13 protein-coding genes are annotated in these 15,080 nt (G+C 54.3%); 10 read left to right on the top strand and 3 right to left on the bottom strand.

Annotated features, from left to right (window positions below):
* Together MYY08_RS15745 and MYY08_RS15750 are read left to right on the top strand one after the other, a co-directional pair.
* Positions 1-1,732: glycosyltransferase (locus tag MYY08_RS15745; protein ID WP_502888477.1), on the top strand; the 1,732-nt coding region annotated here is incomplete at its 5' end.
* A 12-nt stretch (positions 1,733-1,744) separates the two neighbouring features.
* A complete protein-coding gene (locus MYY08_RS15750) occupies positions 1,745-5,236 on the top strand; it encodes a glycosyltransferase family 2 protein (protein ID WP_288014874.1) in 3,492 nt (1,163 codons plus the stop codon).
* Between the two features lie 58 nt (positions 5,237-5,294).
* Here MYY08_RS15750 and rfbD read toward each other — a convergent pair whose 3' ends face one another.
* Genes rfbD through rfbA form a run of 3 tightly spaced genes read right to left on the bottom strand, consistent with a single transcriptional unit; the run spans position 5,295 to position 7,545 of the window.
* The gene (rfbD, locus tag MYY08_RS15755) at positions 5,295-6,146 is read right to left on the bottom strand and encodes a dTDP-4-dehydrorhamnose reductase (RefSeq protein WP_288014876.1); all 852 of its coding nucleotides are present in this window, start codon (positions 6,144-6,146) and stop codon (positions 5,295-5,297) included.
* A complete protein-coding gene (rfbC, locus tag MYY08_RS15760) occupies positions 6,131-6,679 on the bottom strand; it encodes a dTDP-4-dehydrorhamnose 3,5-epimerase (RefSeq protein WP_038625493.1) in 549 nt (182 codons plus the stop codon). Before rfbC ends, rfbD begins: the two co-directional genes overlap by 16 nt.
* Positions 6,676-7,545, bottom strand: coding sequence for a glucose-1-phosphate thymidylyltransferase RfbA (gene rfbA / locus MYY08_RS15765; RefSeq protein ID WP_038625495.1), 870 nt, complete (start codon positions 7,543-7,545; stop codon positions 6,676-6,678). Before rfbA ends, rfbC begins: the two co-directional genes overlap by 4 nt.
* A 235-nt stretch (positions 7,546-7,780) precedes the next feature.
* Between rfbA and MYY08_RS15770 the strand changes: the two genes are divergently transcribed.
* The 8 genes from MYY08_RS15770 (at position 7,781) to MYY08_RS15805 (ending at position 14,995) form a co-directional block, all read left to right on the top strand.
* A complete protein-coding gene (locus MYY08_RS15770) occupies positions 7,781-8,752 on the top strand; it encodes an HNH endonuclease signature motif containing protein (RefSeq protein WP_288014878.1) in 972 nt (323 codons plus the stop codon).
* A gap of 151 nt (positions 8,753-8,903) precedes the next feature.
* Positions 8,904-9,626 (top strand): RNA polymerase sigma factor FliA, encoded by a 723-nt coding sequence (locus tag MYY08_RS15775; protein ID WP_288014880.1) that lies wholly within the window; start codon positions 8,904-8,906, stop codon positions 9,624-9,626.
* Between the two features lie 47 nt (positions 9,627-9,673).
* Positions 9,674-10,177 (top strand): flagella biosynthesis regulatory protein FliZ, encoded by a 504-nt coding sequence (gene fliZ, locus MYY08_RS15780; RefSeq protein ID WP_038625500.1) that lies wholly within the window; start codon positions 9,674-9,676, stop codon positions 10,175-10,177.
* Positions 10,178-10,326: 149 nt separating this feature from the next.
* Positions 10,327-11,313 (top strand): D-cysteine desulfhydrase, encoded by a 987-nt coding sequence (locus MYY08_RS15785; protein WP_038625502.1) that lies wholly within the window; start codon positions 10,327-10,329, stop codon positions 11,311-11,313.
* A gap of 162 nt (positions 11,314-11,475) precedes the next feature.
* Positions 11,476-12,276 (top strand): cystine ABC transporter substrate-binding protein, encoded by an 801-nt coding sequence (gene tcyJ, locus MYY08_RS15790; protein WP_038625503.1) that lies wholly within the window; start codon positions 11,476-11,478, stop codon positions 12,274-12,276.
* Entirely contained in the window at positions 12,276-12,944 is a 669-nt protein-coding gene (tcyL, locus tag MYY08_RS15795; RefSeq protein WP_038625505.1) for a cystine ABC transporter permease, read from the top strand. The genes tcyJ and tcyL overlap by 1 nt, the downstream gene beginning before the upstream one ends.
* Positions 12,941-13,693, top strand: coding sequence for an L-cystine ABC transporter ATP-binding protein TcyN (tcyN, locus tag MYY08_RS15800; protein ID WP_038625507.1), 753 nt, complete (start codon positions 12,941-12,943; stop codon positions 13,691-13,693). Before tcyL ends, tcyN begins: the two co-directional genes overlap by 4 nt.
* Before the next feature lie 228 nt (positions 13,694-13,921).
* On the top strand, positions 13,922-14,995 hold the full coding sequence (locus tag MYY08_RS15805) for an acyltransferase family protein (protein WP_038625509.1): 1,074 nt from the start codon (positions 13,922-13,924) through the stop codon (positions 14,993-14,995).
* Positions 14,996-15,080: the final 85 nt, after the last annotated feature.

Here is a 15,080-nt window from a genome sequence, read left to right on the forward strand (position 1 = left end):
CAATGGTTCAGTGGACAAGGATATGCTATTTTTCCTGGAAAAAGTAGAGGCGGGAATATTTAGTAATATCAGTGCGTTACGTATGAATGCTGAATTTAATTTTTCGTTAATAGCTAATCAGGCATCTCGTGAGGCTAAAGGCGAAATTTTGCTTTTTTTAGATAATGATACAGAAATTATTCAATCTCAGTGGCTGGACGTTTTGTTACAGCAGGTTATGCGTCCAGAAGTAGGATTAGTAGGTCCCCGTCTGGAGTATTATGACGGGCGAATCCAACACGGCGGATTTATACTCGGCGTTAACGATGGCGTTGAAAATGTTTTTGATGGATACAATAGTGCGGAACCGGGTTATCTCTTTTATTTGAATAATGTTCGGAATGTGTCAGCGCTATCCTCTTCATGTCTTATGATCCGTAAAAATGTCTTTGATGAAGTTGGTGGATTTTCTGACGATGTATTTAAGTTCTATTATGGAGATGTCGATCTTGCTTTGAAGTTAACACAGCAAGGGTATCTCCATATATGGACGCCATATGCACGTGTAAAACATATGGGTGGGGGTTCGCGCCTGTTTGACAAAAAATTTAAAGTAAAAGCTTGTCCAGACAAGGAAGATATTGAAAATCTAAAAAGCCTATGGGGAGAGAAGCTATTTTCTGATAGTTCTTATCATCCTCATATGTCTAAATCAGGGAAGCTTTTCACGCTGTCGCCAAGAACTGCGCGGACTCAGGCGGCATTGCCGGGAAGACCATATCCTGTTGTATTAGCTAACCATATCAACTGGTTTGGCTGTGGAAACCATAGGATAATACAACCTTTTAAAGCGCTCGAGGCACACTCACAAATTGAGGGTGGTCTAAACTATGGTATTGCCGAAACGTTAGAAGTTGCACAATTACAGCCAGATGTGATTTTAATGGAATTGGTGACAGGTCCTGCTATTCCAGAATTAATTAGCGAGTACAGAAAAGTCTGTTCCGCTAAAATAATCGTAGAGTATGACGATTTTTTAATTAACTTGCCTGTTAAAAATGACTTAAAAAGCAGACTGCCTAAAAATCTGATTAAGAACTTTAGGCGTGTAATGGAAAGTGTTGATTGGGTTGTTGTATCAACAAATACATTAGCTGAAGCTTATAGTTCATATCATGATGATATACGAGTTGCCCATAACCGTTTAGCTGAGCATCAGTGGGGGCACCTAAAAAGCGAAAAGCTGACAGGGAAAAAAATTCGTGTTGGCTGGGCTGGTGGAAATAGTCATCGAGGGGACCTGGATATTTTAAAACCCATTATTAAACACTTCCAAAATGAAGTGGAATGGGTTTTTATGGGTATGAAGCCTGATGGTGTTCATTGTGAGTATCATCCGGGTGTTCCATTTGATTTATATCCCGAAAAATTAGCTAGTTTAAATTTAGATCTGGCGCTGGTACCGCTTGAAATTAACTTTTTTAATGAGTGTAAAAGCAATTTAAGGTTGCTTGAAATAGGGACTTGTGGAGTGCCGATTATCGCTACTGATATCGAACCATACCGCTGCGGCTTGCCTGTTACGCTTGTTAGTAACAAATTTAAAGATTGGGTTTCTGCTATCCAGGAGCATATAAATGAAAAAAACTGGCTAGAAAAACGAGGGGATTTGCTGCGTAATGAAATTCATCAAAAATGGTATCTGAGAGAGAGCGGACTCGATGAGTGGCGTTCAGCATGGCTGCCGAAGTAAGGGGCTGAAAACGTGGATAATTCAACTGACGAGAAAAACATGCTGAACCATCCCTACTATATTATGTCGCCCGATTACCGCGAGTCCTCAGGCGGCATTCAGGTTTTACATAAACTTTGTCACCGCATTAATTTACAAGGTGGCGAAGCCTGGATGGTCGGGTGCAGCAAGTTCAACCCGGACTGGCAGACGCCGGTGCTGACGATGGAAAAAATGCATGAGCATACCGTCAACCATAAGGTCGCTATCGCCGTCTACCCGGAGATCGTCGTCGGCAATCCGCTGAATGCGAAAGTTTGCGTGCGCTATATGCTCAACCATGAAGGCTTGCTGAACGGTACGCTGATGGAAGAGGGCGTCGACGATCTCTTTTTCTGGTACAGCTCGCAGCTGATCGTCAAAGAACCCAACCCCGATTTTCTCACGCTGGTCGGGCCGGATATGAGCATCTTTTTCGACGACGGGCGGGAAAAGACCAGCAAACTTCTCTATCTCAACCGCGTGCCGGAAGCCTGCGTCGATTTCTCCAGGCTGCCAGCCGATATAAAAATCATCTCCGTGCAGAAACCGCTGCCGCTCCATGAGCTGGCGGAGATCCTGAAAGGCGCGTCGGTGATGTACACCTATGAATGGTCCGGCACCTGCAACCTTGCGGCGCTGTGCGGCACGCCGGTCGTGGCGATGGTTGCGCCGGGCTATGAAAAACTGGCGATTTCAGCGGCGTCGTTGGCGGATATGGGCAATGCTGGCGTCAGCTGGTCTGACGATGAGGCTTCTCTCGACGCCGTCAGACAGGATATTTATAAGGTAAAAGAGCAGCTGCAAAAGTATGAAGATAAATTCTATCAGCAGCTGGGTGTCTTCTTCGCCAAAACGCAGCAGGCGGCACAGCGGCTGGAGAGCGTCTCGGCTGCCGAACGCCTTGATTTCGCGCGCCTGATTCATCAGCCTCCGGCTGATATCAACCCGGCGCACGGCGACGGCGCAGCGCTGCTGTTTATTATTCTCGCTAATGAGCTTAACGCCGCTCAATTGGATGATACGCTGACGTCGCTGGCCGCTCTGAAGCCGTATGGCGAGCGGCTCATCCGCGTTGCGGTTATCGCGACGGTTCCCGTCTCGCGCCAGGACGTGCGCTGCCTGCAACTGGATGAGGAGCGCAGCTTCGACGCGCAGCTGCGTCAGCTGATGGTCGGGGCGGATGCCGAATGGCTTACTTTTATGCAGGCGGGAGAGAAAATTTCGCAGAACAGCTATCCCTGGCTGATGCGCTTTCTCTCCGGCTGTGAGCAGAGCTATGCGGTTTATAGCGATAAGCTCTTTGAAGATAAAGCGGGAAGCCTCGAAGCCGCTCTGCTACCGACATTTGATCTGGATATGTTTATCAGCCTCCCGGCGATAAGCGGGCGTAACTGGATCTATAAAACCGCCTTTGTACAGCAGGTGTTGGATGAGGCGGAACTGACCTTTAGCAATCCCGATCTGGCGCTGATCGCCTGCCTGGTTGAAACCCGGCGGACAGAAACCATCCGGCATTTTCCTGAGCCGCTGTTTGTTGTTAAGAGCAATATCGTTTTGCATCATCATGCTGATGCAGCGCGTTTGAAGAAGATGCTGAACAGGCTGGGTTATCAGCACGCCGAGATTGGGCTTGAATACTCCACCTACTACCGTGCCAAATATCATCGTAACGTCACGGCTAAAATTTCAGCCGTCATTATTGCCGATGATGACCTTGATACGTTGCAGCAGTGCGTCACCAGCTTTATTCAAACCGTGCCGGATTACGATTATGAACTTATCATTATCAATAACGGCTGTCGTTCGCCGGTGTTGGAAGCCTGGTTTCAGGGGCTGAGCGAATTAGATCCGACGCGGTTTCGGGTGTTGAGCGCGCAGGATCCGCAAAAGGATGCTTTCCTGTTTAATCAAGCCGTCGCGATCGCCACAGGCGATGTGATGTTAAAGCTCGATCCGCAGCTCTGTTTCGAACAACCGCACTGGGTTGGGACGCTGATCGATCATCTCTTCCGGTCGGATGTCGGCGCCGTCTCCGGCAAGCTGATCAAAAGCAGCGGAAAAATCTATTCAGCCGGTATGATCATGGGCTTTCACCACAGCGCCTTTCCTGTCGGATTTAATGAGCCGGTTGGGGCGCAGGGCTATTGCCACCGGTTTAATCTGGTTCATGCTTTCAGCACGCTTTCAGGCGAAATGCTGATGATCAAAAGAGAGCGGCTGATCGCGTTAGGCGGCGTGGATGAATCATTCGATGCTTTTCAGGAATCCATCAACGATCTGTGCCTACAGCTGGGCGCCGCCGGGCTGAAAAATATTATGACGCCGTTTGCCGTAGCGCGCATTCAGCGGGAAAATCCGTCATCGCTGCATGTCTCTGACCATGACAGACATATTCTTTACGCACGCTGGTTAAACGCTATCGCTGACGATCCGGCTTACCATCCGCATCTTAGCCTTTCCGAGCATGTCTATCGCCATACTGAAGCAGAGATCATTGCTGGCGTCACGCATAGCCGGAAAAAAGGCCAGACGCGCAGCCTGGCCTGCCTGTTCGCCAGGCCGGAAAAAGCTGCTGCCGCGCAGTTTATTTGTAATCTGCGGATGCTTGAGCATGCAGGAGAGATCAACCTGACGCTCTTTACGCCGCGGCTGGATCTCATCGCAATTTTGCGGGAAAAGCCGCAGGTAGTTATCCTGGATAATGCCTGCCTGGCCTGTTATCAAGAGCTGGAAATTCTCCGCCACTACTTGCCTGACGCCGCGTTTCTACTTTTTGTCGCCGATACGCTGAATATTATGCAGGACGCGCATTTTTTACAGGCGGCGCCGCTGTTAAATAAAATTATCCTGCGTAATAAACACGCGGACGCTATTCCGCCAGGTTTTGAAAATAACGCTATTTACCTTGCTGACGCTTTGCATCCTTCGTTTGCAGAGACGACAGTCAGAAAGGCGAATCAGCAAAAACCGCGGGTAGGGCTGTTTTTGAACGATATTCAGGAGAACGACTGGAAATTCCTTTTGCCTGTAGTGAAAGAGCTGGCTGATGAGATGGATATTATCGTCTATGGCGAATTTCCCCAGGCGATAAGAGCGGTGGCGAAAGAGTATCACCGTAAGGTGAACGTGGAAAAACTGCCTCAGACGCTTTGCGCATTAGATCTGGAGCTGGCGCTTTTCCCGGCGGTAGGGGATGGGAATGACTTTGCTTCCGGTTCTTATATGCTGTTGGCCGTGGCTGCGACGGGCTGTAACGTTCTTTGCAGCGACGTGAAGGCATATTATATTGACGCGCCGGTTATACGGTTGAAAAATAAAAAATCCCTGTGGAAATACTCAATTCGTAAAATGCTGGAAAACAGGGCATCCAATTATGCAAGTGGTTTGGCGATGCGCGAGAAGGTGTTGTCCCATTCACTGTTTGACGCCGCTGCCGCACAGCAATGGCTGACGCAGCTGGATGCAACGATTCCGTCCCGCTAGTCGCGCGTTTACTGAATGCGCCAGAAAAAACCGCCTTACAATGAAGGCGGTTTTTTTATTAACAGGCGTAGCTCATATCACAATCGCTGCTCATCATCCCCAACGCGCTCAGCCAGTTGGAGCTGCGTTGCGGCTGCCTGTCGGCGGAGGCGAGCAGTGCGCTGTTGCCCGGACGCGGCGCGGTGGTGACATATTCCTGGCTGCTGATCGGCACCAGCTGCGGCGCGCTGCCGCGCAGGCTGAAAATCGCCTGCGCGAACTCATACCAGCTTACCGCTTTATCGCCGCAGTAGTGATAGATGCCTGCCGCTTCAGGCTCTGCCGCCAGCGCAATCATCGCCTGCGCCAGATCGCCCGCATAGGTCGGGCAGCCGCGCTGATCGTTAACCACGCGGATCGTCTCGTGCGTTTGCGCCAGGCGTAGCATGGTTTTGACGAAGTTATTGCCGTACTCGCTGAATACCCAGGAAGTGCGGATGATGATCGCCTGCGGCAGAATCGCCTGCACGCGCTTTTCGCCTTCCCATTTGCTCAGGCCGTAAAAGTTAATCGGGCAGGGGAGATCGCTCTCGATGTACGGCGTCGTTTTGCTGCCGTCGAAAACGTAGTCGGTAGAGATATGGATCAGCTGCGCGCCCACTTCACACGCCGCGCGCGCCAGGTTCTCCGGCCCAATCGCGTTGATTTTCATGGCGCGGATGCGGTCGATCTCCGCTTTATCGACCGCCGTATAGGCGGCGGCATTCATGATTACCTGCGGACGAAAGCGACGCACAATGCGCTCTACCGCCGCGCGGTCGGTGATGTCCAGCTCGGCTGAGCCGCAGGCGAGCATCACCCAGTCGGCGGGAAAACGATCCAGCAGGCAGCGACCCAGTTGGCCGTAAGCGCCGGTTAACAATATGCGCATTGCATGAGCTCCGTTAGAGGTAATCCTTTTTTATCTTTATCTGACAGCTGCGGGGCAGCTACCGGCCACTCGATATTTATTGTAGGGTCGTTCCACAACAGGCAGGCTTCATCCTGCGGGTTGTAATAGTCGGTGCATTTATATTCGAAATCGGCGCTCTCGGACAATACGACAAAACCGTGCGCCAGGCCGGGCGGGATCCAAAGCTGCGTCTGATTCTCTTCCGATAAGATCGCGCCGGTCCACTGGCCGAAGGTGGGCGAATCGGGGCGAATATCCACCGCGACGTCAAACACTTCGCCGCGCGCCACGCGCACCAGCTTGCCCTGCGGCTGGGTCCTCTGGAAATGCAGCCCGCGCAGTACGTGACGGCCTGAGCGTGAATAGTTGTCCTGTACAAACTCCGCGTCGATGCCCAGCAGCTGCTGGTAGCGGCGTTTTTCGAAGGTTTCCAGGAAAAATCCGCGCGCGTCGCCATAGACGGTGGGCTGAATAATTTTTACATCACTAATCCGCGTATCGATAACCTTCATGGTTCCACCAGCAGCTGATCGAGATAAGCGCCATACTGCGTTTTGTTCAGGTAGCGAGCCCGTTCTCGCAGCTGCTCGCCGCTCAGCCAGCCTTTACGCCAGGCGATCTCTTCCAGGCAGGCGACTTTGAAACCCTGGCGCTTCTCAATGGTGTGAATAAAGTGCGACGCTTCGAGCAGGCTGTCGTGCGTGCCGGTATCGAGCCAGGCGAAGCCGCGGCCCAGCACCTCCACCGTCAGCAGCCCATCCTCCAGATACATCTGGTTCAGCGTAGTGATCTCCAGTTCGCCGCGCGCGGAAGGTTTAACCTGCTTCGCCATCGTGCAGACCTGCTGATCATAAAAATAGAGGCCGGTCACCGCATAATTCGATTTAGGCTGCGTCGGCTTCTCTTCCAGCGAGATCGCCTGGAACTGTTTATTGAACTCCACCACGCCGAAGCGCTCCGGGTCCATCACCTGATAGCCGAAAATCGTGGCGCCGCCGTCGCGCGCGCTGACGTCTTCCAGCTTTTTGGCGAAGCTCTGACCAAAGAAAATGTTATCGCCCAGCACCAGCGCGCAGCCTTCGCCGGCAAGAAAGTCCTCGCCGATGATAAACGCCTGCGCCAGGCCTTCCGGCTTTGGCTGCACGGCGAACTGCAGCTGAATGCCGAACGAGCTGCCGTCACCCAGCAGCCGTTGAAAGGCCGGCAAATCTTCAGGCGTGGTGATCACCAGAATCTCTCTAATGCCCGCCAGCATCAGCACGGAGAGCGGATAGTAAATCATCGGCTTGTCATACACCGGCAGCAGCTGTTTGGATACGCCGCAGGTGACCGGATGCAGCCGGGAGCCCGTGCCGCCGGCGAGTACGATACCTTTCATACAGAGTCTCGATGTAGCAGTAAGTAGGGCCTTCTCAGGGAATGCAATAAAGATTACGCCTCACCCTGACCGGCTAATGGCGCAAATAAAGAGGCAAAGCAGGGGCTTTATTGCGGATAACGCGGCGCCGGAGAAAGTTTTCACGTTACGGATACAGAAAACGCGTTCGCTGCCGATAATCAGTGCAAAACAGGGTGATTAACGGGCCTGGCCCGCTTATTTTTGTGGAGTGTTAATGCGCTTCAATTATGACTTGTTGCCAGGTGAACACCTGACCTTTGAGGAAATCAGCCGCCGCTACGGGCAGAAATATCCTGCGGAGAAGGCGCTGACGCTGCGCGGCTTATTAAGTCCTTCCACCAGTCCGCGTCAGCTGGTTATCCGGGCGGTGTTCGCCCACCAGACGGAAAACAGTCCGCTGGAAGATCTGCTGTTCGTGTCGGACGACAACGAGCGCAAAAACTATCTGCGCCGTTTCGAGCATTATATGCAGAACGGGCAAACCTTCCTTTATCTGCGGCGCAACGACCTCGCTAAATCGTTGTGGAAAGTGATGGGGGAGAGCCGGGTGTACGCCATGCTCGATCCCGGCTCCGCCACGGCGCAGAACCTGCTGACCAGCCGGGGCTACCGTCTGACGCTGATGCGTCGGCAGGGCGACGACGATTACTGGCAGCTGTTCGATGCGCAGGCGCAGCCCTGCTTTAGCGAGGCGCGCATACTGCAGTTTCTGGTCGTGATGGAAACACCGCTCATGCCGACGCCCGGCGCGGTGATCGCCGGTCAGCAGGTGGGACGACGCGTCAGAACGAAAGTGTTGCAGCGCGCCAGCCAGGCGGAATTCGCCGCGGCGGTCAACGCGCGTTACGGCGGCTGCGTCATTACCGGCACCACGGTACAGGCGCATGTCGCCGCGCCGTGGGTGGAAGCGTGCCATATCGATACGCGTGAAAATGATGAAGGCCTGCTAACCGATAACAGCGTCGATAACGGATTACTGTTGCGCAGCGATTTACAACGGCTGTTTATCAGCGGGCTGCTGCATATCGACAGCGAACGGGGCACGGTGCACTTCCGTCAGGCACTGCAGGCTGATGAAGAACTGCTGGCCTTTTATCAGGGCATCGAGGGCCAGGTCTGCGCCCTGTGGGCGCGGGTGCCGCCTGCGACGCGCGCGAAGCTGAAAGCAATACGCCGCACGGCTTGAATTATAAGAATGTGATCTTACCGGCCTTGCGCCGGTAGTGGTTACAAACTTTTTCTAAATAACCCGTCTTTTTTATCCCTATTCCGCCAATCGATCACCCTACAGAATCGGATAATCATGCCGATAACGTAACTAACGCAGGGTAGTCAAAGTGAACGATCTCTATACCGCCGATGGCGTGATGGATAAACATTCGCTGTGGCAGCGATATGTACCACTGGTACGCCATGAGGCGTTACGCCTGCAGGTACGGCTGCCCGCGAGTGTTGAGCTGGATGATTTACTGCAGGCCGGCGGCATTGGACTGTTGAATGCTGTGGAGCGCTATGACGCGCTGCAGGGCACCGCCTTCACCACCTATGCCGTGCAGCGCATTCGCGGCGCCATGCTCGACGAGCTGCGCAGCCGCGACTGGGCGCCGCGCAGCGTGCGCCGCAACGCGCGTGAAGTGGCGAGCGCGATGCACCATTGCGAGCAGGCATTGGGACGTGCCGCATCGGAGCAGGAAGTCGCTAAACAGCTCAATGTTTCGCTGGAGGAGTATCGGCAGATTCTGCTGGATACGAATAACAGCCAGCTTTTCTCCTATGACGAGTATCGCGAAGAACATGGCGATAGTGCGGAACTGGTGACGGACGGCCATGAAGAGGCCAACCCGCTTCACCAGCTTATGGAAGGGAATCTCCGTGAACGTGTCATTGAAGCGATCGAGGCGTTGCCCGAACGCGAAAAAATGGTGCTGACACTGTATTACCAGGAAGAGCTGAACCTGAAAGAGATTGGCGCCGTGTTGGAGGTGGGTGAGTCCCGCGTCAGCCAGCTGCACAGTCAGGCGATCAAACGCCTGCGCGCCCGGTTAACGGGAGCGCGCTGACAGCGTCAGCTCTCGCTTTCGAGGACATATAACCGGGAGTCTCCTCAATGGGAACCAAACTAAAAACGAGGCCATTAAGCCGTTATCTTAAAGATTACAAACACAGCCAAAGCAATTGTTCACACTGCGGAAAAATACTCGACAGGATGGCGTTGGTTTTTCGCGGTCAGATCATTAATAAAGAAGCTATCTCCCGGATGGACCAACCGATCGACGATCAGGTCTGGCTTAAATTACAAAATGAACTGACCGCGCTGTGCCGGTTTTGCAGCGATATTTACTGCAACACCCACCCTAATTATTTTGACATTATGGCGTTTAAACAATATCTGTTTGAACAGACCGAAATGAGCCACAGCACCATTCGTGAATATGTGGTTCGCCTGCGTCGTCTGGATGACATGCTTTCGGCAAAGAATTATCCGGCCGAAAAATTACGCGGCTGCAGCTGGCATGAATGTCTGGAACATGATTTACCGGATGCCGGCAACAATAACTACCGCATCGCCCTGCGCAAATACGATCAGTTTTTAGGCTGGCAGCGTAATTAGGCGTCAGGCACGGATGAGCTTTCATCCGTGCCTCGCTCTTTTTTCCATCAGGCGGGCCTTTCTGCGTCGCGATCACACGAACTGACCGTAGATCCCCACCGCATCTTCTGCAACACTGTAGCTCTTATCCTGTGTGCGTGGAGGCTGCTTTGTCCCTGTCCAATCTGATCCAATATCCTCGTCTCGAACTCATTGGGGCGCCGACGCCGCTGGAGCATTTGCCGCGTCTTTCCGACTACCTTGGCCGCGACATCTTTATCAAGCGCGACGACATCACCCCGTTGGCGCTGGGCGGCAATAAGCTGCGCAAGCTGGAGTTCCTGGCGGCGGACGCGCTGCGGGAAGGGGCGGACGTGCTGATCACCGCTGGCGCCATTCAGTCTAACCATGTGCGCCAGACGGCGGCGGTGGCGGCGAAGCTGGGACTGAAATGCGTCGCGCTGCTGGAAAACCCCATCGACACCCGTGCGGAAAATTACCTCGGCAACGGCAACCGCCTGCTGCTGGATCTGCTCGACTGCGAAATTGAGCGGGTTGATGCACTGCACGCGCCCGCTGAACAGCTGAACGTGCTGCGCGATCGGCTGGAGGCGCAGGGCTTCCGGCCTTACGTGGTGCCGGTCGGCGGCTCTAACGCGCTCGGCGCGCTGGGCTACGTCGAGTGCGCGCAGGAGATCGCGCACCAAAGCGAAGGGGTGGTCGATTTCGCCGCGGTGGTGGTCGCCTCCGGCAGCGCCGGCACGCATGCCGGCCTGGCGGTAGGACTGGAGGCGCTGCTGCCGGAAACCGAACTGGTTGGCGTGACAGTGTCACGAAAAGTCGCCGATCAGCTGCCGCTGGTTAGCGCGCTGCGCCAGAATCTAGACGGACTGCTGGAGACACACAGCCGCGCCGACATCACGCTCTGGGACGACTACTTCGCCCCGCGCTACGGCATGCCGAGCGAAGAGGGCATGGAGGCGGTAAAACTGCTGGCGCGGCTGGAAGGTATCATTCTCGATCCGGTTTACACCGGCAAGGCGATGGCGGGCCTGATCGACGGCATCAGTCAGCAGCGTTTTCGCCGCGAAGGGCCGCTGCTGTTCGTACATACCGGCGGCGCGCCGGCATTATTTGCTTATTATCCTTCCGTCTAATCCTGAAAACTGAAAAAGGTTTATAATCAGCCTGTTTAACCATCGATGGCCGCCGACGCTATGCACGGCGTCCATCCGTTTTAGCCAGGCCGGTCGGCCTCGCTTTCCGTAGCACAGACGGAAAGCGGCCTGCACAACAATCCAACAATAAATGGAGTGACTATGAATTTCTCTCAGGTACGTCGTCAGCTGCTGCTGGGCGTGATGGCGACGGCGCTGGTTGCCGGCGTCAACGTGAAAACCTTCGCTGCGGAAAATCTGCTGAATAAAGTAAAAGAGCGCGGCAGCCTGCTGGTGGGGCTGGAAGGCACCTATCCGCCGTTCAGCTTCCAGGATGAGAACGGCAAGCTGACCGGCTTTGAAGTAGAGTTTGCGCAGGCGCTGGCGCAGCACCTGGGCGTGAAGGCGAGCCTGAAGCCGACCAAATGGGACGGCATGCTGGCGTCGCTGGACTCCAAACGCATCGATGTGGTGATCAATCAGGTGACCATCTCCGACGAGCGTAAGAAAAAGTATGATTTCTCCGTGCCTTACACCGTTTCCGGTATTCAGGCGTTGACGCGCAAGGACAAAGAGGGCTCCATCAAAGGCCCGCAGGATCTGGCGAACAAAAAAGTGGGCGTCGGCCTCGGCACCAACTATGAGCAGTGGCTGCGTGAGAACGTGAAGGGCGTGGATATCCGTACCTATGATGACGATCCGACCAAATATCAGGATCTGCGCTCTGGCCGCGTTGACGCTATCCTTGTCGATCGCCTCGCCGCGCTCGATCTGGTGAAGAAAACCGGCAACACTATGGCAGTTGCAGGCCCGGCCTTCTCCCGTCAGGAAGCGGGCGTCGCACTGCGTAAAGGCAACGAAGATCTGCTGAATGCCATCAACACGGCGATCGGCGAGATGCAGAAAGACGGCACGCTGAATAAAATTTCTGAAAAATGGTTTGGCGCGGACGTCACTAAATAATGCAAGAGAGTATTCAACTGGTGCTGGATTCAGCACCTTTTTTATTAAAAGGCGCCGTCTTTACGCTGCAGCTTAGCATCGGCGGCATGTTCTTCGGTCTGGTGCTGGGCTTTATCCTGGCGCTGATGCGCCTCTCTACCTTCTGGCCCATCGGCCTGCTGGCGCGTTTCTACGTCTCTGTTTTTCGCGGCACGCCGCTGATCGCCCAGCTGTTTATGATCTACTACGGGCTGCCGCAGTTCGGCATTGAACTCGATCCGATCCCCTCGGCGATGATCGGCCTGTCGCTGAATACCGCCGCCTACGCTTCCGAATCGCTACGCGGAGCGATCGCCGCCATTGAGCGCGGCCAGTGGGAAGCGGCGGCCAGCATCGGCATGACGCGCTGGCAAACGCTGAAGCGCGTGGTGCTGCCGCAGGCGGCCCGCACCGCATTGCCGCCGCTGGGCAACAGCTTTATCAGCCTGGTGAAAGACACCTCGCTGGCCGCCACCATTCAGGTGCCGGAGCTGTTCCGCCAGGCGCAGCTGATCACCTCGCGCACACTGGAAGTGTTCACCATGTATCTGGCGGCATCGCTGATCTACTGGGTGATGGCGACGGTGCTGTCGGCGCTGCAAAACCGGCTGGAAGCCCATGTTAACCGTCAGGATCGGGAGGAGAAATGAGCGCCATTGAAGTCAAAAAGCTGGTGAAGCGGTTTAATGGCCAGACGGTGCTGCACGGCATTGATCTGGAGGTCGCCTCCGGCGAAGTAGTGGCGATTATCGGGCCGAGCGGTTCCGGCAAAACCACGCTGCTGCGCAGCATCAACCTGCTGGAGGAGCCGGACAGCGGCACCATCAAGGTAGGTGGCATTGAGATTGATGCGGCGCAGCCGATCGGCAAACAGAAAGAGCGCGTGCGCCAGCTGCGTCAGCAGGTGGGCTTCGTTTTCCAGAGCTTCAATCTTTTCCCGCACCGCTCGGTGCTGGAAAACATTATCGAAGGGCCGGTAATCGTAAAGGGCGAGCCGAAAGCGGAAGCTATCGCCCGCGCCCGCGCGCTGCTGGAGAAAGTCGGGCTGCACGGCAAGGAGACGAGCTATCCGCGTCGTCTTTCCGGTGGACAGCAGCAGCGCGTAGCGATTGCCCGCGCGCTGGCGATGCGCCCGGAAGTGATCCTGTTTGACGAACCGACCTCGGCGCTCGATCCCGAACTGGTCGGTGAGGTGCTGAATACCATACGCTCGCTGGCGGAGGAGAAACGCACCATGGTGATCGTCACCCATGAGATGAGCTTCGCGCGCGACGTCGCCGACCGCGCCATTTTTATGGATCAGGGACGGATCGTGGAGCAGGGGCCGGCAAAGGCGCTGTTCGCTAACCCGCAGCAGGCGCGAACCCGTCAGTTCCTTGAGAAGTTCCTCAGCCAATAACTGGGCCGGTTTCAACCAGTATTGTCTTAAATATTTTCCCTTAGCGGGCGGGCGGATTAACGGCCCGCCCGTTTTTTTCTTATGCCGCCCGCGTTTTCGCCATTAGCCCTTTAGGGCCGCTTATTTTTTTTAAGATAAACGCTACAGCCTTTTCATTCCCGCCACGCCAATAATCCTGATCTGGCTACTTTGCCATTAAGTTCTGATAACACAGCAGGAAACACAGCAATGAACAATAAAAAAAGCGAGGAAATACAGTGGGTGAATACGCTGAAGGGCGGATGCATTCTGCTGGTGGTGCTCTACCACGTGGTTTTACCGGGATTTGAAGGAACGCTGAAATACCTGACGGCAGGCAGCCTGCCGGCGCATATCTGGGTAGCGTTTAATACCGTCCTGTCGCCGTTGCGTATGCCTGCCTTCTTCTTTGTGTCAGGGATGCTGGCGGCACGCGCCATTAATGAAAAACCCTGGCAGAAAGTTTTTACCAGCCGGGTAACGAACCTGTTTTATCTCTATATTCTCTGGGGCGTCATTCAGTGGCTCTCTATTTATGGGATCTCATCGGAAATTACCCATCACCGTATTTCCAGCAACATTAACTCCTCTTACGCGGAATCGCCGCAGGAGTTCATTTCGCTGATGCTGATGGCGATGAGCAGCTCCTGGTATCTCTATGCGCTGGGGCTGTTTTTCCTTTTCGCCAAACTGTTCCGCCAGCAGCGTCTGCCGCTGGTCGTGGTGGCGGTGTTGCTGAACTATGCGGCCGTGGAGAAGATCATTCCCGGCTGGGGGCCAGAGAGCCTTTCACAATATTTTATCTACTTCATCATGGGTTCCTTCTGGAGCGCGCAGGTGATCCAGCTAAGCGAATGGCGTAAAAGCAATCTGCTGCCGTGGCTGGGTCTGGCGGCGCTGGCGGGCGTACATCTGCTGCTGGGGTTACAGAAGAACCTGTTCCTCTGTACCCTGACCATTCTGGCCTGCATCGCGCTGTGCCGCACGTTGAACGTACGCTTTAATATGGCCTGGATGAACTGGATCGGTAAAAACACGCTGCAAATTTATGTGCTGCACCGTATCTTTATCGAATATTTCGGCATGACGGCGATTCTGTTCGCGCTGGATCACCACCTGTTCAACTCCGGCCTGTTCTCGATGCTGTGGGCGGTAGGCTTCCCGATCGGTATGGTGGCGCTCTGTTCCTTCTGTTCAGTGGTCGTCTGGAAAGTGCTGAACAAAGGGCTGGGGAAATCACTGTTTATCTACCCGCGTCTGCTGCGCATGAAGTTTGATGTCTGATTGTCGCAAGACGTAGTGAAGGAAAACGCCGCAGGTAAATGCGGCGTTTTGCTTTGTTTGATATCAGCGCGTTAGTCAATCTATG

It is taken from the genome of Mixta sp. (assembly GCF_024610815.1).
GTDB classification, from domain to species: Bacteria; Pseudomonadota; Gammaproteobacteria; order Enterobacterales; family Enterobacteriaceae; genus Mixta; species Mixta calida.

Coding starts and splice junctions, on each gene's coding strand:
- MYY08_RS15770 (WP_288014878.1), top strand. CDS start 7,781: ATGCGCTTCAATTATGACTTGTTGCCAGGTGAACACCTGACCTTTGAG.
- rfbA (WP_038625495.1), bottom strand. CDS start 7,545: ATGAAAGGTATCGTACTCGCCGGCGGCACGGGCTCCCGGCTGCATCCG.
- tcyL (WP_038625505.1), top strand. CDS start 12,276: ATGCAAGAGAGTATTCAACTGGTGCTGGATTCAGCACCTTTTTTATTA.
- fliZ (WP_038625500.1), top strand. CDS start 9,674: ATGGGAACCAAACTAAAAACGAGGCCATTAAGCCGTTATCTTAAAGAT.
- tcyN (WP_038625507.1), top strand. CDS start 12,941: ATGAGCGCCATTGAAGTCAAAAAGCTGGTGAAGCGGTTTAATGGCCAG.
- rfbC (WP_038625493.1), bottom strand. CDS start 6,679: ATGAAGGTTATCGATACGCGGATTAGTGATGTAAAAATTATTCAGCCC.
- tcyJ (WP_038625503.1), top strand. CDS start 11,476: ATGAATTTCTCTCAGGTACGTCGTCAGCTGCTGCTGGGCGTGATGGCG.
- rfbD (WP_288014876.1), bottom strand. CDS start 6,146: ATGCGCATATTGTTAACCGGCGCTTACGGCCAACTGGGTCGCTGCCTG.
- MYY08_RS15805 (WP_038625509.1), top strand. CDS start 13,922: ATGAACAATAAAAAAAGCGAGGAAATACAGTGGGTGAATACGCTGAAG.